22 protein-coding genes and 1 pseudogene are annotated in these 22419 nt (G+C 48.6%); 11 read left to right on the forward strand and 12 right to left on the reverse strand.

Annotated elements, in window-relative coordinates; all coding sequences use genetic code 11:
- Window positions 1–2 precede the first annotated feature (2 nt).
- The 4 genes from IE055_RS17020 (at window position 3) to IE055_RS17035 (ending at window position 4190) form a co-directional block, all read left to right on the forward strand.
- The gene (locus IE055_RS17020) at window positions 3–689 is read left to right on the forward strand and encodes a hypothetical protein (RefSeq protein WP_189402895.1); all 687 of its coding nucleotides are present in this window, start codon (window positions 3–5) and stop codon (window positions 687–689) included.
- A 29-nt stretch (window positions 690–718) separates the two neighbouring features.
- On the forward strand, window positions 719–1786 hold the full coding sequence (locus tag IE055_RS17025; RefSeq protein WP_189402896.1) for a hypothetical protein: 1068 nt from the start codon (window positions 719–721) through the stop codon (window positions 1784–1786).
- A 51-nt stretch (window positions 1787–1837) separates the two neighbouring features.
- The gene (locus tag IE055_RS17030) at window positions 1838–3025 is read left to right on the forward strand and encodes a gamma-glutamyl-gamma-aminobutyrate hydrolase family protein (protein WP_189402897.1); all 1188 of its coding nucleotides are present in this window, start codon (window positions 1838–1840) and stop codon (window positions 3023–3025) included.
- Window positions 3026–3128: 103 nt separating this feature from the next.
- Window positions 3129–4190: a hypothetical protein gene (locus tag IE055_RS17035; RefSeq protein WP_189402898.1), complete on the forward strand. Its 1062-nt coding sequence runs from the start codon at window positions 3129–3131 to the stop codon at window positions 4188–4190.
- A gap of 43 nt (window positions 4191–4233) precedes the next feature.
- Here IE055_RS17035 and IE055_RS17040 read toward each other — a convergent pair whose 3' ends face one another.
- Window positions 4234–4578 (reverse strand): hypothetical protein, encoded by a 345-nt coding sequence (locus IE055_RS17040; protein WP_189402899.1) that lies wholly within the window; start codon window positions 4576–4578, stop codon window positions 4234–4236.
- A 156-nt stretch (window positions 4579–4734) separates the two neighbouring features.
- Window positions 4735–5187, reverse strand: coding sequence for an SPOR domain-containing protein (locus tag IE055_RS17045; protein WP_189402900.1), 453 nt, complete (start codon window positions 5185–5187; stop codon window positions 4735–4737).
- 134 nt (window positions 5188–5321) lie between these two features.
- Between IE055_RS17045 and IE055_RS17050 the strand changes: the two genes are divergently transcribed.
- Entirely contained in the window at window positions 5322–6626 is a 1305-nt protein-coding gene (locus IE055_RS17050) for a YadA C-terminal domain-containing protein (RefSeq protein WP_189402901.1), read from the forward strand.
- 13 nt (window positions 6627–6639) lie between these two features.
- On the opposite strand, the gene IE055_RS17055 is transcribed toward IE055_RS17050, so the two are convergent.
- A complete protein-coding gene (locus tag IE055_RS17055; RefSeq protein ID WP_229794347.1) occupies window positions 6640–8022 on the reverse strand; it encodes a sigma-54 interaction domain-containing protein in 1383 nt (460 codons plus the stop codon).
- Window positions 8016–8261: a hypothetical protein gene (locus tag IE055_RS17060; protein ID WP_229794348.1), complete on the reverse strand. Its 246-nt coding sequence runs from the start codon at window positions 8259–8261 to the stop codon at window positions 8016–8018. Before IE055_RS17060 ends, IE055_RS17055 begins: the two co-directional genes overlap by 7 nt.
- 428 nt (window positions 8262–8689) lie before the next feature.
- Between IE055_RS17060 and IE055_RS17065 the strand changes: the two genes are divergently transcribed.
- Complete coding sequence (locus IE055_RS17065; RefSeq protein WP_189402904.1) at window positions 8690–9043, forward strand: DUF1428 domain-containing protein; 354 nt, start codon at window positions 8690–8692, stop codon at window positions 9041–9043.
- A gap of 226 nt (window positions 9044–9269) precedes the next feature.
- Here the strand turns inward: IE055_RS17065 and IE055_RS17070 are convergent, their stop codons facing one another.
- Window positions 9270–10499: an acetyl-CoA acetyltransferase gene (locus tag IE055_RS17070; RefSeq protein ID WP_189402905.1), complete on the reverse strand. Its 1230-nt coding sequence runs from the start codon at window positions 10497–10499 to the stop codon at window positions 9270–9272.
- Entirely contained in the window at window positions 10496–11986 is a 1491-nt protein-coding gene (locus IE055_RS17075) for a carotenoid oxygenase family protein (protein WP_189402906.1), read from the reverse strand. Before IE055_RS17075 ends, IE055_RS17070 begins: the two co-directional genes overlap by 4 nt.
- A gap of 157 nt (window positions 11987–12143) precedes the next feature.
- Between IE055_RS17075 and IE055_RS17080 the strand changes: the two genes are divergently transcribed.
- Window positions 12144–13061: a winged helix-turn-helix transcriptional regulator gene (locus tag IE055_RS17080; protein WP_189402907.1), complete on the forward strand. Its 918-nt coding sequence runs from the start codon at window positions 12144–12146 to the stop codon at window positions 13059–13061.
- A gap of 233 nt (window positions 13062–13294) precedes the next feature.
- Window positions 13295–13975 (forward strand): TVP38/TMEM64 family protein, encoded by a 681-nt coding sequence (locus IE055_RS17085; protein WP_189402908.1) that lies wholly within the window; start codon window positions 13295–13297, stop codon window positions 13973–13975.
- Window positions 13976–13993: 18 nt separating this feature from the next.
- On the opposite strand, the gene IE055_RS17090 is transcribed toward IE055_RS17085, so the two are convergent.
- The gene (locus tag IE055_RS17090; RefSeq protein ID WP_189402909.1) at window positions 13994–14518 is read right to left on the reverse strand and encodes a Crp/Fnr family transcriptional regulator; all 525 of its coding nucleotides are present in this window, start codon (window positions 14516–14518) and stop codon (window positions 13994–13996) included.
- 77 nt (window positions 14519–14595) lie between these two features.
- Here IE055_RS17090 and IE055_RS17095 point away from each other — a divergent pair, with 77 nt between their 5' ends.
- Window positions 14596–15327, forward strand: coding sequence for an SDR family NAD(P)-dependent oxidoreductase (locus tag IE055_RS17095; protein ID WP_189402910.1), 732 nt, complete (start codon window positions 14596–14598; stop codon window positions 15325–15327).
- Window positions 15328–15693: 366 nt separating this feature from the next.
- Complete coding sequence (locus IE055_RS17100; protein WP_189402911.1) at window positions 15694–16419, forward strand: hypothetical protein; 726 nt, start codon at window positions 15694–15696, stop codon at window positions 16417–16419.
- A gap of 111 nt (window positions 16420–16530) precedes the next feature.
- Here IE055_RS17100 and IE055_RS17105 read toward each other — a convergent pair whose 3' ends face one another.
- The 3 genes from IE055_RS17105 to IE055_RS17115 are packed head-to-tail and all read right to left on the reverse strand — an operon-like array spanning window position 16531 to window position 18003.
- Complete coding sequence (locus tag IE055_RS17105) at window positions 16531–16914, reverse strand: hypothetical protein (RefSeq protein WP_189402912.1); 384 nt, start codon at window positions 16912–16914, stop codon at window positions 16531–16533.
- Window positions 16907–17611, reverse strand: a complete 705-nt coding sequence (locus IE055_RS17110; RefSeq protein WP_189402913.1) for a hypothetical protein — start codon at window positions 17609–17611, stop codon at window positions 16907–16909. The genes IE055_RS17105 and IE055_RS17110 overlap by 8 nt, the downstream gene beginning before the upstream one ends.
- Window positions 17608–18003, reverse strand: a complete 396-nt coding sequence (locus IE055_RS17115; protein WP_189402914.1) for a hypothetical protein — start codon at window positions 18001–18003, stop codon at window positions 17608–17610. The genes IE055_RS17110 and IE055_RS17115 overlap by 4 nt, the downstream gene beginning before the upstream one ends.
- Before the next feature lie 249 nt (window positions 18004–18252).
- On the opposite strand from IE055_RS17115, the pseudogene IE055_RS17120 reads away from it, so the two are divergent.
- Window positions 18253–18714, forward strand: a pseudogene (locus IE055_RS17120) (DDE-type integrase/transposase/recombinase); the annotation flags it as partial.
- 219 nt (window positions 18715–18933) lie between these two features.
- Here the strand turns inward: IE055_RS17120 and IE055_RS17125 are convergent.
- Window positions 18934–20598, reverse strand: coding sequence for a T6SS phospholipase effector Tle1-like catalytic domain-containing protein (locus IE055_RS17125; protein ID WP_189402915.1), 1665 nt, complete (start codon window positions 20596–20598; stop codon window positions 18934–18936).
- Window positions 20599–20672: 74 nt separating this feature from the next.
- Window positions 20673–21962: a hypothetical protein gene (locus IE055_RS17130; protein ID WP_189402916.1), complete on the reverse strand. Its 1290-nt coding sequence runs from the start codon at window positions 21960–21962 to the stop codon at window positions 20673–20675.
- Window positions 21963–22419 lie beyond the last annotated feature (457 nt).

The raw sequence follows: 22419 nt of genomic DNA on the forward strand, positions 1-22419 counted from the left end.
AAATGAATCCAAATCGATTCCAGGGCTTTCCGGCAACCACATCGTGGAAAAGTCATCAATCCGACGTAAACAGCGGGGCCGACGTTGTGGGTTTTCGGTTTATTGAAGATGTGGAGCAACAGAAGATTACCAGCACCGCACCGGCTAAGTTTCCAGTGCGCCAGTTACCATTCCCGCCCTTACATAACCACCCATTCGGCGAGGACATTGCACCGGACCTGGCTCATTTTGAAAAGCACACCGCGAAAAATACGCGTAAGTACTTGCTCGCAAAAAGATCAGGCGATCTGCGGCGTATGCGAATTGCACGCACGCGGCAAACGGAGATTATCGGTGAGTTTACAACTATGCGACGCATGACCAAGATGCGTGATGCGAAGCCGCTGATGCCTATTCGACCTGGACACGGTACCGGAATCGATCAGATGTGGGAGAGTAAGAGGCGTAGGCAAGCCTGGGTGGTTGAAGCGAAAGGCCCGATGGCAAAACTACAGCCTGGTCAAATGACGGATAAATGGATTACCTCGCGTATTAAGTCTCAAGCAAATTCCCGTGATGCTCGTCGAGCAAAATCCGCGAAACGCATACAGCATCTATGGAACAAAGGGCGCGTCTACAAGACAACGCAAACATCGATTGAATACCCGGGACATTTTTCATCGTCCGGTGGTTTTAAAAAAATCACGTAACGCGGTGATCTCAGCATACGGAGTACAGCATGAACCCAAGAACCGTTAAAACACACGTCTACTTACCCGGCTTATCGGCACATGACAGCTCGCACGGGAGGGCCGCATTTGAGGAGTTAAACAAAGCAAACGTCACCAGTGGCAATATCTTTGTCGACACTCAGGCAGCGCAAGCTGTTATGCGCGCTCGTTATAGATCGCTCATCAACGATCGGTTAACCAACAATGTCAATCTGTCCGTTAGAGATCGAATCAACCTGCGTGAGCAGCAAGCGAACGTGAATGCACGGGTCCAGATTATCAACCCTCAGGTTGCGCCTGTCCCAGGGGTCAATCAACCCAACAATGGCCCCGCCGACATTCTTTGGGTTAAAGGGCACGGAAATGCCCAGAATACCAATTCCATTTCGACCCGAGTTGAGTATCAAAAGGATCAGGGTTTCTTGCCAACAGGCGGAAGATTAACGGTTCGACGAGGCTACCGTCAGAGCCACACTGCGACTGATATAGCGACCAGTGTCCGACGAATTTCGGCCATGATCACACCACAAACTCAGTCGGACGGCCTGGATGTTCGAATTTCATCTTGCGGCTCAGCGGGGACATTTCGACGAGATCCGCTGGGCGGGGTCGTGCCGGTTCAGCCCAGTTTTGTCGGCAGTGTGTCGGCCGCATTGGATACCCAGGGCGCAAATCCGAGGATTCAGGTCAGCGGGTTTCGAGGTGATTCGAATTCGTCACATCCGACTGGTGGCCAGTTCGTAACCAAGATCAAACAGAAAGCAAAATCCGCTAATCCGACCCAGGGATTCACCAATGCATTCACCCGTATGCAGGTTGCCACACAAACGGTCCCGCAGGTGGGATTGGTCCCTGTGATTGACAAAATTGGCCCCAATCACCCAAGGCGTGCGCGACTCGACAATGACGTCATTAATCATCTGGCACCGCGTTTACCGGCTCGATTGTCGATCTCACCGCAACTGCGAGCAACGATTCAGCCTTACACCAAAGTAGAGGTGCGCAACGGGCTATCGAAACCACAAGCCAGTGTCCCGCGCTCGAGTGCGCGTGTGCCAGTTCCACGCAACATCTAGCGCTCGTGCACACGATCATCAGTCACCGCATTAATCAACAGGAGGTTCACCATGTCGAGTTCATCGGGTAACAGCAATAGAATGCGTGGTCGTAATAAGAAACCGTCGCCGAAAATTTCGATTAGCTCAGGGTTACAGAAACCACGACGCAGCCGACGGGACATGCGCATCGAACGTGGTAAACAAAATCTGCAAAAAATGCAGGCCCGTGCGGGTTCCTATGATCACGGGCCAGTAGTTGGTATTAGTCACCGGCCCGGTCACGGCTATGATCTGCATGCAGTTCAAAGCACGATGCCAAATGTGATCGCAACGTCGTCCCCACCTGATTTACAAGCACCAGACAGGAAAGCCAGTAAAGACAAAAAACTAACGAACGAGATAGTTGCAACGAAGATCAAGCGGGAAATGATCGCCAAAAAACATATTGCACAGCACTTAAAAAAATTAGATGGAATATACATTCCTGGCGGCCAGGACATACCGAACGACGTTCATCAATCACGTGAGGTGCGCTTGCAATATGAGGCGGAACTGGTTCGGGGCGCTCGAGAGCGTGGCATACCGGTGCTCGCCATCTGTGGTGGTTCTCGGCGTTTAGCGCAAGGCTATGGCGTTAACGAGGTGGATCTGTCCAGTCCAAGACTGGATATGCATAACCGTAGTGGAACACAAACAATGGCGCATGGTCTCAGCATGCCGGACCCCAACACAATCTTGGGTGGAAATCGGATAACGGGAAAACGACAGAGCCAAGTTGATACCATCAACTCAACACACAGCAAAGTAGTGGAAACGGAGCCCGAGCCCGTTCGGTTTCCCTGGAGCGTACCTAAGCTCAAGGGCGTTGATACTGTGAGCTCGCCGGATCGCGTGCGGTTTCAGTTTGGCTCATTTGTCCCCGAGCCAAGCTACTCGCCGCTATTGTCAGTAACGGCCATCGAGCCCAAGCACCGAACCGTCGAGGGCTTTGAATCGACGTTTGGCGCGCCTCATATTGGCGTCACATCGCATCCCGAGGCCATCGCTGGAGGCAGTAGCAAAGCAGTAAAAAGCGCCAGCAAGGACGGAACGCAGTGGTCAAAGCATGTGATGCGTGCCTTCGAACAATCAACCCAGACATATCAGCGCCGTCGTCTGGTAAACGCTCAAATTATGGGACAGTTACCTAAATTCTATAAGCAAGATCAACAAGATTTGCGTGCGCTTAAGTTGATACGTCGAAAAACCAAGGCGTAATTTAAAATGACTCAAACGGCAGAAAAAAGCGTCGCCAATAACTCGAGATTGAGAAGATGTACTACTTGCTAATCTCAACACGCGTTAACCAAGAGGCTGAAATGTGAATTACTTAAGGGGGCTAAGCTCTACAATCAACGCCGGGGCGTCTGCCGTATGGCACGGCTCCGGTGCGTCCAGTGTATATCAGGGCGGTCAGGAAGTAATTCGTCATTCACAAACCGGCGGTACCTGGTCGGGTTTAGGGCAGGGCGTCGCAAGAATGGTGGTCGGCAGTGCAGCACTGTACAGCTTGCCAAGCGCGCCACTGCGCGCGCTAGGCTTCAGCGCGTTGAGTCATGTGCTTGCCCCAGGCGTAAATACTGAGTCGGTCCGAGAAACGGCAGGTCCAGTCATTAAGCACATGGGGAAGAAGATTGGGAATCAGCGACTTATTGACGCAGGGCGCAGGCTTCACTACGGACACCTATCTGCGGATCAGTTGTTTCAGCGGCACCCATCGGCTTTTTTAAGGCACTATGCGATTCAATCGGTCATTCAGCCAGCTGATGAACCTGGTGGCCGGACGAACTATAACGACCAGTTTCAAATTCGAACAATTACAACAAGGTCGTCGGCATTTCCGCAGATGAATCGCATTACCGATTCATCTGATGTGACTCGAGTGCCGACTCAGCATGTACAACTCGTGCGTGCAACCGAAGGAGAGAGCCATCAAGCAAGGAATCACAGTGTCCAGCTTGGCAGTAATTTCTCCGCCGCGTTTTTGCCGATGTTGCAGGCGAAAAACGATCATTTAACCTTCCGCGGTAGTCGAGGTCCCAGACTGTCGCCCCTGACCGTCCACGGGTATTCAGAGGGTCGAGTACGTGACAAGCACATGCGTCATCACCAACAATCGCTCACGGTGACAACGCAACTGACGGGCTGTTCAGTGACTCGGCAGGGCGCTTCATTGATGCATATTCGACCACAGCAAAGCGGTGAGGCCTTACAAAGGGCACTGCCAGGGCGCGGCACAAACACATTTGGACGCCAGTCGTATGGCAATAATAACAAGGCCTTCGTGATGCTTCGACGTAAAGCCAATGGGCGCACTAAGCTCTACTTTCAAGTCCACAATGAGCGAACCAATCGGATACATTCAGGGAGTCGGTATGTCTAAACATTCAACGCCGACAAACCAACGCGTAGTTTTGGGAGACGCTTTAGCGCTCTTGGCGTCGTTCACTTTGATACAGGTAGGAGAGAAACGTGGTGCTGTACCAAGTTTGCATGCGGACATGTTGCGCCCGAAATCGTGGATGCTCACAACATGCAGTGTGACGTCTCTCATCGGGGTAAACCGCATGGTGCTGTTGAAAATGATAAGCAGCGGGGCCAACACCTTGCAGTCCACGCACCGATACTGTGCCACGATAGGGGCGCTCCGTCGTAGTGTGTGCCAAACCTCTGAACGGACCAGGCTGCGCCATAAAACCGGCACTGTGAACCCGGGCAACTGGCGTATTAACGCGCGCAGCGTGCCAAGAATTGAAGTGTTTCGATGTCATCGTCATTGCCTCCCTGAGTCACTCCCTACGCCGAAGGGTGGTCTGCGAGACCACGATTCGATGCTTAACATTCCGATCTACTATACGACCTCTGCCACCAACTTACCAGAAAAATGCGGGATGCGCGCGTCACGAAGCGTTATTGGTCTCGCGTATCTATTCCGATGGTGGCGTAACCACTCGCTTAGTGGTTATGTTCGCCTTGTTCATCAATTCATATTGCGCAAGTTGCAAATTGGCTTCGTTTTTGAACGGATTGAGGATAACCACATACACACGCTGACTGCTCGGGCCAGCAAACGGTCGTACCGTCGCGGGGTAACCCAATTCAGAGACTCGAATGGCCATTTGATCGGCGGTTGCCACGTCATAGAACACGCCGGCCTGCAGATTCAGCGGCAAGGGGTTGGTATCCGGAGTCAGCAACAAGCTATCGAAGGAAGGCAATGTTTCAGCATCTTCGGCCGCACTGTCTCCATCTTTCGTATTCGAGTCTTGCTTAGTGTTGGTTTTGGACGCGGTGGAGAACGGCTGCTGGCCGAGAATATACCCAGTCAATCCCCCCAACAAAACGGCGCAGGCCACAATAAATATCAGCGTTTTCTTCATATGCCAGGGATGAAATCGTTGGTTTGTACTACAGTTAGTAGATCGGATGGTATACGCAGGCTCGTGTCCTTAATCAAGGTTCATGTTACGCGTAATCTGTGCAGTTGGGAATTATTTTACATTCGGAGGTTTCTATGCGGTTTCCAATCGTATTCGCGCTGTCAGTAGTATTTGTGGTGTCTGTCGGCAGTGTTTTTAAGTATGGTCATTGTCTGGATTGCCCATCAGACTCGCCCGCTGCGCATTATGAAGCTACGGCAACTGCACTAGCACAAGCTGTAACAAACACCATTGTCTTTACCGACAGCGGTTTTCCAGTCCGGCTAATCGAGGCCAGTCAAGTGAAAACGACCGATACTCGGATCCATGATGCGGTCTTGTTCGATGCCATTGGTTCACCCGTCGATCAAGGTTCACTAGTCGCAATTTCTGTGTATCAGAGTCAACCAGCCCCACCACTTGACAAGCCTGAACCACCGTATGCGTTAGCTTCGTTGGATGGTGGTGACATGAGTCGTAAGACCGCAGTCAATGATGAGCCGATAATCGGTTTTGATCGACCCAAGGTAACGGCAACGACAATTCGTTACACCGATGCGCACGTGCATAATCATACCCGCGAACCCGACTCCAGCCTCGTCCGTGACAAATCCGCCATTCCTGATCAGGCCTTCGGACAGGCATGGTCTGACACAACCGTAACGAGAACGCCTGAACATCACGACCGGCGAGCGCAAGCCAAGCCGCATAAATCGATAACGTCAAGGCGTACGCCAACACTATACAGCCCACCCGATGATTATTGGGGGCCGAGATCGCTGGGACGTGAAGCCCGCATAGCGCAGTTCACAGCATCCAGTTCGCCGATTTCGTCTGACCATTCAGCACGCCTCAGCGCGCCAGAATCTGCCAATCAGGGCATCGCAGGAAAAATGGTGGCGCATGCGGATGACGGCAGCGATGACTCCGGCTCCTCCAGTAACTCGGACGATATAGAAGACTCTGTTGATGACATAAGTGATGATCTGGACGATCTCTCCGACACCGTTGATGATTTAAGCGCCACGGTGGATGACGTCAAGGATTCGCTTAGTACGGTTGAAGATCAAGTGGGGACGTTGCAAGGGCAAGTGGGGGACGTCGATGTGACCTCACTGTCGTCCAATTTTGACGACTTGAGTTCGCAGGTCACTTCGTTGGAGAAAAAAACCTATGCGGGTATCGCCGCAACGGCGTCCCTGGTCACGGCCATTCCAAGTGATCCTGGAAAAACAATTTTGAATGTGGGTTATGGTTATTACCAAGGTCAACAAGCAATGGGGATTTCACTAAGCCGACGCATGTCGACGATCAACGGGTATTACTATAGCGGATTGGCCACAGGGCTGTCAGACACCAAAATCCCACTGGTGCGAGTTGGTGTGGGGATCGAGTTCTAGAGTGCGCGTTGTATTAACGCTCAGCATTATGACCAGCCTCGAAATCTCGACGATCCAGCTGATACTTCTGCATCAGACGCATGAACGATCGTCGTTCTTTTCGGGCTATTTTCGCGGCTCTCGAGACATTGCCTGCACTCAAGGCAAGCACACGCTTTAAGTAGGAGGACTCAAACGCTTCGACGACTTGGCGCTTTTCCTGTTGCATACCGAGCGGTACAGATAAGTGCGTTTCTTTCACCAGATAGGCTGACCAGTCGACGCCAGCCAGGGTACTAGCTGGCGACAGGCGTATAACGAATTGCTCTGATAGCAAACATAGACGAGTCACAATATTCTGCAGTTGGCGAATATTACCCGGCCACTGGTAGGCAGACATAGCTCGGATCATATTTGGTGAGAACACCTTTGCTTGCAAATTATACTCTTTTGCGGCTTTGCGCATAAAAAACTGTGATAAGAGATGAATGTCGCTGTCTCGTTCACGCAGCGGCGGCAAATCAATATGCAAGACATCCAACCGAAACAACAAGTCGTCTCTGAATTGGTTACGCTCAACCAAATCTTGAAGCGACTTATTGCTCGCCGCTACCACTCGAATGTTGGTTTTCTTAAGTGTGTTACCGCCTTGTGGCCGAATTTCTCGGTCCTGTAAATATCGAAGAAGTGCAACCTGGGCTTTACTCGATAAGCTATCGATCTCGTCCAAGAATAATGTGCCATTCTCCGCCTGCTCGATCAGACCAACCCGATTTGAAACCGCGCCGGTATAGGCACCTTTAGTGTGTCCGAACAGTTCACTCAACAATAGTTCGTCGCTAAATGCGCCGCAATTTATCGGCACAAAGGGATGATCACGCCGTTCACTTTCATAATGAATAAGCCTGGCAATCAGCTCTTTACCGGTTCCGGTTTCGCCTTGAATGAGCACGTCGCAGTCAATTTTGGCGATCTTCATTGCCAGTTTCATAGTGCCATTGAAAGCCATTGAGTTGCCAATAATGCTGTTCAACCACAGATTATGCGACGTAGAGAATTGCACTGACTCGCGCCGGATATGGGATTGGATAAGCGCTGACACACAGTCATCGAGCGACAACGAAGTTTTCTGTGGAGCGATGTGTGAAGCAAAAGAAATCAGGTGTCCTCGCTGTGGCGCGCTAGCTTGCCACAGCATGTAAGTTACTTCACGCTCATTCAATGTGTGAAGAAGGTCCGCGTGGCGCTCACCGTCGTGAATACACACAATGAGTGGCGCTAGATCCATCTCATCGTATTTCGAATACGGAATTAAACGTACTTCAACGCCTAATTGTTGCAGGTTGTGATGCAACTGAGTGACGTCGAATGGCAGGTTTGGGACAGCCACGACAACAGGTCCTATAAAACTCAGCACTGGTTCCCTCCCATGGAGGCTTGTTGGTTACTCCCAAAATCCGATTTACTGCCAGTGAATAAGAACACAATATGGCGCTGCCTTTCCAACACAGCATAGGCGCAGACAAACTCAACCTGTGTTGGCAAGTCAGTCGTTAACGCCGCCAGATCACGTAGGAGACGTACTGCGATAAAAGCAGGCTTTGACATCCATGCGTCGGGCAAAACCTTTCCACCAGTACCATCGTAGGCGTTCACTGCTCAGAAGCACATTCTTCCTGCATTGCAGTCACGAAACAATTGGACGAAAGTCCAATAAGCAAGCGCACCGCTCTGGAAGTCGCCCGCGAGCCGGGTTCACGCAGGTGCTAGGACTGAAATTCCGTACAGTCGCATTCAGCTGATTCCTTCCAGCAACTGGCTACGAACAGGGGAAATGGCCGAAATTGGTACGCGATATTCAGCAACATCGGTACTATAGAACAAACGATGCAGTAATGCCCTCGGTGAGTGTTCGCGGAGAAACCAGATCCAAGACAAGATGATCTATCGCTCAATCTCGTCGGCGCTGCAGCATAGATTTTGGCATCGCGCATAATCGCGGTAATTTGGCGTTTGACGTCGACTGAAGTACTACGATGGCGATGGGGCCAACTAAACAATCAATCCGATTAGAGGTAAGTACGATGAACTACATAGATGGGTTCGTGGCCGCTGTGCCCGTGAAAAACAAAGATGCGTATTTGGCGCACGCCAAGAAAGCCGCCGATGTCTTTATGGAACACGGTGCATTAAACCTGGTCGAAACCTGGGGCGATGACGTTCCCGACGGTAAGGTCACGTCTTTTCCCATGGCGGTCCAATGCAAAGAAGACGAAGCGGTGGTGTTCTCTTGGATTACCTGGCCGTCCAAAGAAGCGCGTGACCTCGGTATGCAAAAGGTGATGCAGGACGAGCGCATGACCAACCAGAGTAACCCCATGCCATTTGATGGAAAACGACTTATCTATGGTGGTTTTCAGGTGGTTTTAGTCGTTTGATGAGAAAAACGGATGAAGAAGTTGCGACCTGAAACCAGTGATTGTCGAAGCGAACTGCGTTCGAGGTTTCCTCTCACTAAGCTAGTAGTCTACCGTCCCTAAAACGCGTCACAATTCGGTGGAGTCGAGATCGCGTGCCCCGGTTTTTAGCTGCCTCGAATTAATGAGCTTGGGTGTGAGAATTGCTAGGCGATCTACCAGAACGCGACCACGGTTGTTGGACGCGCTAAGCCTCAACAACAAAACTTGCGCAGGTGGTGGTGCTGCCGCCAACATTAAATGTCATCATTGTTTTGGCGTTGTCGATTTGGGTGTCGCCTGCGGTGCCGGTGACTTGTTTATAACAGTCCAGCACCATGCGAATGCCGGTAGCACCGACCGGGTGCCCCAGCCCTATTAAGCCACCGCTGGCGTTGACGGGCAGCACGCCGGTTTTCTCGAAGTAACCGGATTCGATTGCCTGCCAAATCTCGCCATTGGGCCTAAGCCCCATGTGATCCAGAATTAGGTACTCAGTGATATTGAAGCAATCATGCAGCTCAATACCATCGATGTGTTTGATCTGGAGTCCGGCGCGCGTTAGTGCCTGTATCACCGTTTGTTGTACGTGAGGGAAGGGCATGCTCTTGCTTTGGTGTGCGAGTCTTAGTTTTTCCGCAAATCGCATAGGGGCGTTCACGTGTCCCCAACCGGTGATTTTAGGCAATCTCTGTACTGAGATTCGGTGGCTGTTGGCATACGCTTCGGCACCGCGCTGATTAGCTAGAATCAAAGCGGCTGCGCCATCAGTCACCTGCCCACAATCGAGTTTTCGAATGTGGCTATGAATGGTTGGATTAATCGACTCAATCTCGCTGGCATACGCACTTGGCTGAATATCCCAATTCCGGGATTGTGCATTCGGGTTAGACCTCGCGTTAGCGAAATTCTTTTTGCTGATTGCCGCTAGATGTGCTCGCTCAAGTCCGTAACGATCTTGATAAAATTCGATCAGGTCTGAAAACGCAGCTGGCCACATGTAATCGGCATCTTGCCATTCCTCACCAACCCAGCCCGCGCCTTTCAAACGATCTTTCTGGTCTGAATTGCACCGCATGACTTCCAACCCGACCACGCACGCTGTGTCGTAGTTCTCGCTTTTCAGGTCGGCCATCGCCGCTAACAATGCCATCGAACCAGACGCACAGGCAGCCTCATGCCGCGAGGCGGGCAGGTAGGTGAGGGCGGGGTCAACATGGCCGAAAAAGCCACCTAAGTGCGACTGCTCGGTGTAGAGTGCGCTCTCAAAATTCGCCACGTGCCCGACACCAATGTGATCAGGATTGATGTTGGCATTATCGATAGCTTGGCGCGTGACCTCGGCAAACAAGTCAAAGATACTGGCGCCTTCACGTGCAATATTTCTGGAAAGATCGGTCTGGTGACCACCCAAAATATAGATTGGTTCGCTCTTCATCTGCTTCGTGTCTCAGTCGCTTTAGCCGCTCTGACCGCAGGCCCGTCAGCCCAAGTCGCATGGGTGCCGCTGCAAATTCGATGTGGTAAGAAAATCTCGCAGACTGGGCCTGCTTCAATGTTCTTGGCGTCGACCACGATACAGCTGGAGCGCCGCCAGCGCATGTCCGTGATAAAGCTCACCAGGTAGCCATCGTCTTCACTTTTGGCATCTTTACGCGGAATAAACGGCGCTTCACTGCCAAAACGTTTTTTACCAAACGGCAAGCTCCAGGACTCACCCGTTTCCAAATCGTGCTTGACGATGCCAGAGAACAAAAACCAACCCGGATGTGACCAGGTCGAATAGGAATAGCGTGACTTACGACCAGCGTATTGTTGATTGAAGGTACCAAACTCCAGCACGCGATCATCCAAATGATATTCTCTGACCGCGCCGGTCTTGAGATTGAAATGCCAGCGGTGCAATTTCGATTTAAAGGATCTCTGGTCGAGCGATGCCATAAATTTACCCATCAACTTGGGCATATTCGGGATCGGGTCAGGGTCTGGATTCTCTTGAAAATAGCCATCCACGATGATTTCGTCGCCGTCTTCATAGGCATTATTCCAGTGCAACACATAAGTTGGATCAGCCTCAAACCAACGAATGTCTTTCTCGGTGCCGTAGCGCGGCAGAATCGCAAACCGTGTGGGCTGGGTCTTACCGTAGTACGTCGGAATATGCCAACCCTGTTTGAGTTTCTCTGGGTTCCAGTAGAAGGGCAGGTCAACCAGAATCGAGTAGTTTTCAGTGAACGCCATATCGTGTGGCAAGCGGGGTCCGGGCAATGGTACGGGCGTGTAATGGATCAACTTATTGTGTTTATCCACCACGCCATAATGTTGATAAGGCGCTTGTTTGCTGTAGTTAAAAAACAGCAGTTCGCCAGTGCGTTCATCGACTTTCGGGTGCGCTGAAATACCTTCTTCCGGCACCCAGTTTTCTGTTCCCAGGGTTTCCAAGGTATAGGGATCCAGTCGGTATCCTTCACCGCACTGCCAGAAGGTCGACAATACCTGGCCATTGTGCACAACCACATCTGTCGACGACGCGTCTTTCACATGCCCAATCGTGCCCCAGCCGGGGCGCTTTGACTTGGCTGGATTGTTCACAAAGCCTGTCCACAAGGCTTCGCCAGCCGCTTGCTCTTCAACGAACCCATTGGTGCGAATGAACTTATTACGGTATTCCACTTGACCGTCTTTGAAACTCAAGGCATGCAACATGCCGTCGCCATCAAACGGATGATAATGACCAATCGGCTGTTGAACTGGGTTCTCGGTATTGCGAATGTACACGCCATCGATGTCTTTTGGCACAGTACCTTTGACCTTTAATTCCGTGGCATGGTACTCGGTAAAATTGGGTTTCCAAGCCCCGTTTAAATACGGATGCATGTTGAATTTCAACGACTTTTTGATCTTGTGCTTCTCTAAAATTTTCATGATGCGTAGGTAAACCCAAATAACTTCGTTTATGAGACTAAGTTTGCATTAGTCTCATATTCAAAGTCAATCGATTCAAAAATTAAAAAATCCAATTACGAGACTAAATTTTCGATACTCGGGTCCGAATTCAGCGTACCCCTGCTAAACTCCGGTTATGCAGCACACGCTAATACTCAACGAAGCACTGGCCGAGGGTTTGGATTTGATCGGCGACAAATGGACACTTTCGATCCTGCGAGAAGCGTTTTATGGGTGCACCCGTTTTGAGGAGTTTCGGCAGAATACCGGCATCAGCAAAGCGACCTTAACGCGTCGTCTGTCCACACTCACCGACGCTGGCGTGTTTCGCAAACAAACCACACAGACCGGGGCCAGAAAGGCGTACCAATTGAGCCGCAAAGGGGCGAGCTTGCTCGACGCTTCCTTACTCGCACTGCAATGGGAGGCACAATGGAATCAAACTAACACCAAAGCCAAACAGGTGCTCGGTTCGATCGTGCATAAGCCATGTGGTAAACACCTAAAACCGAAGGTGGTGTGCGCGCACTGCGATGAACCGATTCACTATTCGCACATCAAATGGTTAGACAGCGACGCTCAATTTGACGATCAGGTAAGTTCGATCAAAGCATCCCACAGTAAAACCCGACGTCGCAGCGCCAAAGCCGCCACGCCCGAGAAGGCTAATTTAATCGACCTGATCGCCGACCGCTGGAGTATTCTGATCCTAATGGCGTGCTTTTTCGATACCACGCGATTCGACACCTTCATCAAGCAACTCAACATACCAAGCAGTATTTTGTCGGAACGCTTACGCTTTATGCGCGAGCACGGAATTCTACTAAAAAGCGAGTACCAACAAAGCCCACCGCGATTCGAATACGGCCTGACCGACAAAGGAAAATCCGTATTCCCGTTCGTGATGGTCCTGCGCCAATGGGTCAACGACGTCATGCTCCAACAAGCACCTAACCAACGACTAATCCACACCGACTGCGGCCAGGCACTCAAATTTAAACTGGTGTGTTCGTCTTGCGGTGAGCAGCCTGGGGTAGGGGATATCTCGTTTTAGAATGCGGATGCCGCAAGAATTGCAAAACCCGGTTTAGCAGGGTAAAACTTAACCGACGTTTTAACTTCGGTTAATGCCGCGATTATCTGATTCACTCAACATGTCTGTTCTCATAACTCACCAGAGCGTGGTTTACCGATGACAATGACATTTTTTGACGCAAGCAAGCGAGCCAAGCGCCCGATTAGCAACAACCGGCTTTCAATACAGACCAACTATCCCAAGTGGTCGCGATGAAAGGGCTCATAAAAATTATGCTGACGCTCGCACTGATCTTTGCGAGCACATTTGTGATTGCGAAATCCACCGGCTTTTTATCCATCGATAAAATCGAACAATGGTTGACGCACGCTCGCACAGTTTCTCCGCACTATATCGCCGCAATCGTGGTGGGATTACTGTTTGCGGATTTGTTTGTCGCGGTGCCCACGCTAACCATCATTATCTTAAGTGGTTTCTTCCTGGGACCGCTCGCGGGGTTTGCCGCAGCAGTTACGGGCTTATTCGCCTCCGGAATCGGAGGTTACAGCTTGAGTATCTTGTACGGTGATCGCTTATCGAGGTTTCTGATTAAAGACGCAGCGGAAAGACAAAGCGCCAAGAATGCTTTCTTACGACACGGTTTTTTGACAATACTCATATCGCGCGCGATGCCAATCTTGCCAGAGGTGAGCGCCTGCATGGCTGGAATTACGCGTATGCCTTGCTTGAAGTTCCTTCTAGCGTGGACGATCAGCGCGGTACCTTACGCGGCCGTCGCCACCTACGCAGGGTCTGTCAGCTCACTCGACAACCCCAAACCGGCAATCGTCACGGCTGTCGGCTTAACGGTATTTTTCTGGTGGTGCTGGTTTTTGCTCCGGCGACACTTCAAACAGAGCGCGTGGTCTCAAATCGACGATACACGCCTTTAAGCAGCGGTTGTTCACACACTACGAAAGCCTGGACTTGATGCGGCTTAGCGCAACAGGCGTAATGCCGAGATTGCGGGCAATATCATTTTGAGTCACTCGGTCAACCATAGTCGGTTCGCGTTCAAGCATCAAACGGTAGCGATCTTCCGCGGTTAAGCACAAGAACTCGTACTCCCGGCGCTCTTTTTTCATAGCGAGTTCAAGTAAGCCTTGGATCATGTACTGTGCCACCTGCATATTCTCTTTAGAGATTCGCTTCAGCTCGTCAAAAGGCAAGCGGTATAGATCGGTATCTTCCAGGCACATCAAGCTGAAAGAACATGTTTGCTTACTGTGGCAGGCGGTCATGCTTCCGATAAACGCGCCAGGGAGTAAAAGCGACTTTACTTTCTCCTTGCCATCCATACTCAAGTAATAGGCCTTTAAGAGACCTTTTTTAACCACGTAAATATGCCTGTCTTGATCGCCTTGACGATAAATATGATCGCCTTTTTGAGCGCTGACCTGTGTGCCAACTTGACTTACAAATTGAGAAAAATCCATTGTTTTTATCTTCGGTTAATTCGCGAATCTCAGTTTACCAATAAACTGATCTGACTATTAACAATCGAATCCGTAGCATGAAACTAGTCAACAAACGAATCCTCATCACAGGCGGCACTTCCGGTATCGGGCTGGAACTTGTGAGGCAGCTCAGCCCAGATAACGACGTGATCGTCATCTCTCGCAGCGCGGCGCTCGCCGGTGAATTGCCAAACGATGCAAACGTAGTGAAGGTGTTTCGGGCCAACCTCGCAAACCAAGCGCAGGTGACGTCGGTTGCGAACACCATCGTGGAACAGTATTCGCATATCGACGTATTGATCAACAATGCGGCGATTCAAAACACGCCAGAGTTTCTTTCGGATGAATTCGAGTTCGAAGGGATTCGAAAAGAGATTGATATTAACTTTGCATCACTTTGCCAGCTTACGTATCTGATGTTGCCTCTGCTGCTCAAAGACGATGATTCAGTGATTCTAAACGTCAATACTGGATTAGCCTTGGCGCCAAAACGCTCATCCGCTGTTTACTGTGCAACCAAGGGTGCGCTCAACTCGTTCTCTCAGTCACTGAGGTATCAGCTCGCGGACACCAATATACACGTTCAGCAAGCCTTCTTGCCGCTGGTCGAAACCAATATGACCCAAGGCAGAGGAAGCGGCAAACTCACCGCCAGCGAGGTGGCCCAATCGATCAAGCAAGGCATCGAGCAGGGCAAGGTTGTCAATGACATTGGGAAAGTGAAATTACTCCGTGTGATCCAGCGCGTATCGCCCGCACTTGCTGCTAAGATCATGCGTAACAGTTAATTGGTCATCTTAACCCTCGGTTCAAAACGCCGACATTCACCGCGATTCATACGATTAGGTACATCACCGGCCATAGACCTACGTGGTTTTTCTCGATCAGTTTCCAGGAGCTATACTAAACACTTGGCGTTTGTTCTCATGAGAGGAATATGCGGAAAAATGAATTCGCAGGGCTGCCACAACAACCAAAAAACCGCTGACTACCGTTGTCATGATTCTGGTGCGAGTTAGTAATTGGGATTTACTTCGGGTAGAAGGTACCAGCTCGCTCGGAATTTACCGGCCTCTGAGTCACTATCCAATTGAACATCAAAGCTGCTACTATGCCTAATATGGAGATTTAGCTGATTTTGGAGAATCACATACGTGGAATTAAGCAACACGCCTGAAACGCCGGCAGCGCGCTTTAAAGAAGACGTCGCGGGCGTCTATGAGCACATTATTCGATATCGTGCCAAGATGAATCTTGCCGCTGATGAATCTGAAACCCCGTGGATTAAGTCGAGGCTTGGAATATCGACCATCATAGTCATTGGTATATTCGCTGTGCTATTCGCTGCAATGTACTTTCTACCCCCGACCGTTTGGGGAGACACTGATGAGAGAATACGCTTGGTAGTGCAGCTGATAGTGTTGTGCGTATACTTAATGGCAGGTGGCATCATAGCAGCCCACTACATCTCTCTAAAAAGGATGTTTACGGACATTGCCGGTCAGATGGTTGGCATTTTAAAAGACGTATCTAAAGATGAAACAGCGTTGTTCTCAAGTCTCGATGCTTATTCGGTTGCATCAATTCGCTACGTAGCTAATCGCATGGAACAAACTGCAAACCAAATGGGCCTAATTAGATCATTTTTATTAGGCGCAATTGACAAGGTCGGCATTATTCCTGGCTTAGTCGCAACGGCACTTGCAATCAGTAAGGTAGCTCAAAGCAACGGTTTCTCTTGGGTAGAGATTCTTTCAGTGGCGCTTGTTGCTCTATACCTCATGATGTTTCCAATCTTTGACGCTGATGTAAAGCTTAAACGCATTTCAATGTTGTTGGATCAGTACTTGGTGTTGGTTCGTAAAGAGGAGGGGACTTGAATTTATCTTCGTGCGCAACAGGGTAACAATATGAGAAAAATATCACCTGCTGGCACCATGCGACACTTTTTTGTTCACAAACAGAACCACGCCATTGAAACCCCACCAAGTCTAAAGACAAAAATTCACCACACTGCCGTTTGAAGCTCTAATCACAAAACACTGCTCGGAGTCGTCATCTATCACTGGCGGGTCGTCTATGCGTACGTAGTTTTCACCGAGAAATATTAACGCAGTCACGTTTTTTCTTGCATCTAGATCGACCAGCACGTTTCGTTCACCGTAGATCGAGTCGGGCACGGTATGCAGTTCTCTATCCACAACCATAAATTGCCAGCTCACTCCAGCCGCGTTGGTCCAGGTGAGCACGCCTTCTTCGTCGATGGTGACGGTGACCTGGTGATACTCGTTTTCAACCGGCTGACGTTCAAATTTTCCGGTCAGCTTTTTCAATGGAAATGTACCGAAGTCGACCATCGCTGGCCGATCAATCACACGCTGGTAGATCGGGCTGCGCGCCCAGCAAGCGCTTTTGCAGTGCTTCTGCGTAGTAGTCTGGCTCGTAGATTCCCTCAAAGTCGCCTGGCCAAGTGGTTCGATCAAACCATTGGTGACCCGATTCTTCCAACCCAAACTCAGGAAAGATGCGAAACAGGTTGTGCATGAATTCATGCTGAAACCATTGCGGCATGTACAAACGACGTTCCGCTTCTGAGTAATCACCTGTGCCTAAATGTGTGGGCTTACGCAGAAACCAGGCATCGTCCGACAAGAATACGGGTGCCCCCGTGTCAGCTACGCCCATGCCCCCGGTGATGAAGAATCGATCAAAGTCGCTACCATCGCCCGGTACGCCGGAGGGCACCACAATCCACCAGATGTCGGTGTCTGCCAGTGTCTCAAATGGTAAACCGGCGAGCAGACTGTTGGTGTCCGGATAGCTAAAAATCACATTGGGGGCCAAGTCAAAACCAACGGTGGTGCACTCTTCAAAAACATGCACATTAAGCCGCACATTGGCGCCATCGGCAATCGCTGAAAGCCAGCGGCGAAAAAAATCGGTCGATTGACGCAGCACCTTGGCGTTATCCGCCAGGATACGATCATCAATATTACGCCGGAGCGTTTCAGGCTCCAGGTCTGGGAGGATAGGTCGCGTCACATCGGCACACAAGGGAACCACAGCGGTCATGTGATGGTTTTGCCGTTACTGCTTTGCTCCAGAGCAAGCAATTGATCCAACATTCTTAACCCGTAATAGGCAATAGGGTGGCCCACATTTAAGTCGAAAAGGGTAGCTCCATCGGCCCAGATATCGGCCGAGTAGGGCATCTCGTTAAACACCGCATCCACGCGTTGTTTGGCGGCCTGTCGTTGCCCCGCAGCCAGCTCATCCTGCGCGTATAAAAAGGCTTCTATGGCACGCTGGTAGTGCTCAGGGAACTCAGATCGGCCCCCTTGTGCCTGATAAAACGCCTGTAATTGTGCGTCGGTGTCCTCTACCTGAGCAACCACCTGAGTCTGAACAAGCAGGCTAAATCCAACACAGAGCACCAACTGCAGAAATAGTTTGAAATAGTTCATAGGTCCTCGGCCCACAAAAATACGCCACTTTTTGTATTTTGTGTTCCCAAATGCGCTATTGGTTCAATGTAGGCTTCAGTTTTGGTAGGTAAATGAGCTTTTCTAGCTGGTTTGAGAGGTGAGGGGAGCCTAGCTGAGATTTCTTTCAACCCTGACATGTTGTATCGGGTTCCTTTACGTATGGTTTACCTCTCATCGTTAAGTTACATTGTTTACTATGAAACGTGTCAGGTAAACTCAGGCCTTACCAATCAGGTGTGGTCAATCGACTTCATGCACGATCAGCTCTCGGATCAACGTAACTATCGGTTGTTCAACGTTATGGATGATTTTAAACGAGAAGGTCTGGCGATTGAGGCTGGGTTCTCGCTTCCCTCAATACGCGTTATTCGAGTCTTGAATCAGCTGCTGGAGTGGCGCGAAAAACCCGTCGCGATACGCTGCGATAATGGCCCTGAGTTCATCAGCAATGAATTCGTGGAATGGGCTAAATCGAAGAATATTCGCATCGATTATATTCAGCCTGGAAACCCGCAGCAGAACGCTTATATTGAACGGCACAATCGAACGATTAGGTTTAGCTGGGTCAGCAAACACTTGTTTGATTCACTGGAACAGGTGCAGGACTATGCAACAAAGTGGCTCTGGTTTTACAATAACGAACGACCACATAAAGCTAACGGTGGACGGCCTCCCTTGATGGCCGCATAAACTCTACTTTTAGACGTAGTTAAAAATGGGAGGATTACAAGGCCCTGAATCTCAGTTCGTCGCGTCTGATTATTCCTCATTGGATCGAATATTGATGTCGTAGTCAATATAAGCCTCAAATTTACCATAACGGACATTCGAAAAACTTCAGCCCATGCGCACTATGAGTAAGTTTCTGCGTACATAGTTTTCGGACTAGACAAGCGTTTTGCTAGAATCTCAAAGTCCCTCAAAACAATTAAACCTTTTCTCATCCTTATTTGTCGGGCATTGAGGTCTAACTTCACACTTGCCTTCTTCGTTCCCCTTAACGATCTGCTTAATCCTACTTCTTGTCCACTCAGGAATGCAATCGCATGAGTCAACTGGATATTTTTCCTCCAAATATTGATCTAGGTTTTTAACATTCTTCAAATATTTAATCAGGTTCTTTGGCCGGTAAGGACCTTTCCTCTTATTTCTTCCATCTTCGTATTCAGTAGTGCATGAAGACATTCTCCTAAAAACAGATGGGTGAACATCTAGGGTAGAGTTCGGATAGTCTAGTTCTTGGTCAAAAGATCGTACTCCACTTCGCCAAAATTGAAACCACTCAAGTGAGTACAATAGAGTCTTAGAGTCGTACAACATATCAGTAGGGTAATATGGTTCATAAAAACGAGTATATTTTGCGTCTAACTCCAAACCGCGATCTTTTGCACCTTTGTGAACCCACTTTAGTGCTATGTTGGCCAACCCATCTTTAGTGTAGCCACCACCCACATTTGTGTGTACACCAGCGAACCATTTTTGCTCTAATCGGGCACAACTGGTACAGTTAGTAATATCACTAAATGGCCAAGGTTTAAAGTTCTTGCGCCTCTCGTCTATTGCTAACGCGTGCCTAACATGCTTAGCCTTCTCCGGCGGAGTTTTAGATAGATAGAATTTGTTTTTTCTACTGCCCAACTCGACAACTGTGTCCCACAGGCCTAAATATTTCACCTCCACAGATGAGTCAATCATCGTATCTTGCGATTCTGATTTGCAGGTGTTTTCTTCAACTAGATTACGTTTCCTTGTAAGAGATGATTTAAAAGTGTTTCTCTTTTTTTCTATTTCAACAGCATCTCCTTGTAACTTCGAAAGGGATTCGTGTTCGACAGTTCGGAAAAGTTCATCGAGCTCGTGATCGTCCATGTTTTTCCAGTTTGGAAGGTCCTCAATTAGAACTTTACGTTTATTCTCCTTTTCTATTTTATCTAGAATTATCCTGTAATTTCCGTCGTATTGATCTAGTATTACTTCTTGTTCAATGGCGGAATCAATTTCTTTGAACCTACCGTTTCCCTCGCTCGCTAAATAGTAGTCAAATAACCTAGGTAACCAATAACCACAACGTCTTTTAGGTATTCCACCCATCCAATCAATTAGTCGCACGACTGTCCTCGCAGTAGCTGCACCACGACTGAAACCAAAGATATAGATTTCATCCCCCGGTTGGTAGTTGAGGTGTAAAAATCTCAAGGCGTTTTCTACATTTTTCTCATAGCCAGCACCTCTCGTGCCACCTAGAATTTTGTCGGAGAGATACACTGAAGTATCCCAACTCCCCTTGTAGTTTCGATATCCACCAACCCCAGTTGTATAGTGTGTTATTTGAATAGTTCCATCTTTCGCCACAGGTAGTACCGCCCTACACGTTTTCAAAACGTTTGTCGGTTTATAGATCTTGAAGTTGTCTTCATGTTTCTTTTCCATGCTCGGGTTGTTCCACGTTCCATCCAAACACAAGACAAGCCTCTTAGCTTTGTACTTTGAAACGCTCCCTTCTTCTGATTTTGCGATCAACGGGGACGCTAGCATCATTATTAAAAAAGCACACATAGTATATTTATGCTGCATAGTTACTCCTAGTTTTTCTTCAAGATATGGCTCCAAAACAATTAGCCTATCCGTGTGCAATGAGTGAATTTAGCCTAATCTAGCGGCATTGCATAACAAACACCTTGCCCTGAGGTTGTACTCGGCTCAACAATATTGAAAACACTCTCTAAGTCAGGAAGAACATCATTTGCCCAGTCAGATTTTTTATCGATGTGCCACAATATCTTTGCTGAAGCGGTAATCGGGTCATCAACAATTGGAGAATGGCTACTACTAAAACAACCATCATCGATATAAGGCCAGTCGTCACTTAAATCATGATTAAACTGTGCCTCTAATTCCTGTGTATTTAGATCGAACTCAGCATAGTTCGTAAAGCGAGTAATTGGCTTGCACACAATTTTGCTAACTGGGATTGGGTTGTCTACGCTCTCTGGATTTGAATCAAAACAATTGCCCCTCACATTATGACTCTGAGAGAATGAATCTTGAATGAGATGAAGTAGTGCTCCAATTGCGGAGACAACTGTATTGTCTGCCCGCTTAGAACCGTTATTTATTAGTTCTTCCTTACAGCCAAGTATCGATGTAAATGGGTTATCGCAACTAACTCCATATAGAGTGGCTATATCCCAAGCGGGATAGGGCTTCGCAATTAACTTTGGTACCCATCCCCAAATAAGTCTCTCATCGCAAAATGGGTAGTTTTCGGGTTTCATAATTGCGCTAATACTACTCTCATTTTCTCGAAAGTATTTACAGTAGTCGTCTTGGGGCTCTATCTTTCCTACAGCGACTTCGTAATTGAATTTAGCCCAATCAAGGATTTTTTGCCTAGTTTCTTTTGAACTCTCATTAGCAGTTGAAGATTGCGCATGCCAAAATTGGTAGTTTCCAAAGTGTGTATTACACAAAAGACCAATACTGTTATCCAGACCTTTTTGTTTGACTAGAAATCCTTCACAACCTTGCAGCATTTTTGCTCCGAACTTAGCAACTCCACTCCCAAACGCTTCATAGGTAGGGTCATCAGGCCACTTTACAGCCTTTTCCAAATCATCGATAGAAAATTTATCTAAATATAATCCAGACGGTTTCCTTGTTTGAAAGCAATTCTTTAGATTCTCAGAAGATTTAACCGCTAAGCGATCAATACATGACTTTACTTTATCAGCGCACTTGATTGGTTTTTTAGTATCAATGTTGTTTTCTAAACATACTAAAGCATTTGAAGTTAGAGCCTGATGGACTGCGGCAAAACCTGCTATTTCTGGGCCAATCTCATAAGCGAAAGCATTCATTGAAATAAAGAAGCTTAGTATCCAGATCTTAATATGTGCTAGCGTTATACATCCTCGTTTCAAGTGCCCGATGATATCCATGTTCTCCCTCTAGTTCATGAACCTTATTCGACCAAGAGTTTCTATCGTATTTTATAGTAAGGAACGAATGAAACCTATGCCATAGGTGTGATGGTTCTTATAAATCAATTATAGTCCAATCCAAATCCACGATTGCTGTAATGAGTATGGAACAGCCAACCGAATACTTCAATTGGACTAAAGGCTGTAGTTTGCCCTTAGGGGGCATTAAGACAAACGGGAACGATCTGTTAAAGCTGTACTAAGTTGAGATTGTGAAAGCTTAAGGATTCGTCTACTTTCTTGTATCTCAGTAATTCTGAAGATCAAAGCTCTTTAAATTTCACTGCCGTTTAATTATTGAATGAAGGACTATTCTTTTAATCTACAACTGGTCTTGGGTGTGATTGGTGGTAAGGCCTGAGTTTCCTAGACACTTTCCTGCTTCAAAAAATATCGCTCTTCGTACACCGTCGGC

Source organism: Arenicella chitinivorans (genome assembly GCF_014651515.1).
Classification (GTDB): Bacteria; Pseudomonadota; Gammaproteobacteria; order Arenicellales; family Arenicellaceae; genus Arenicella; species Arenicella chitinivorans.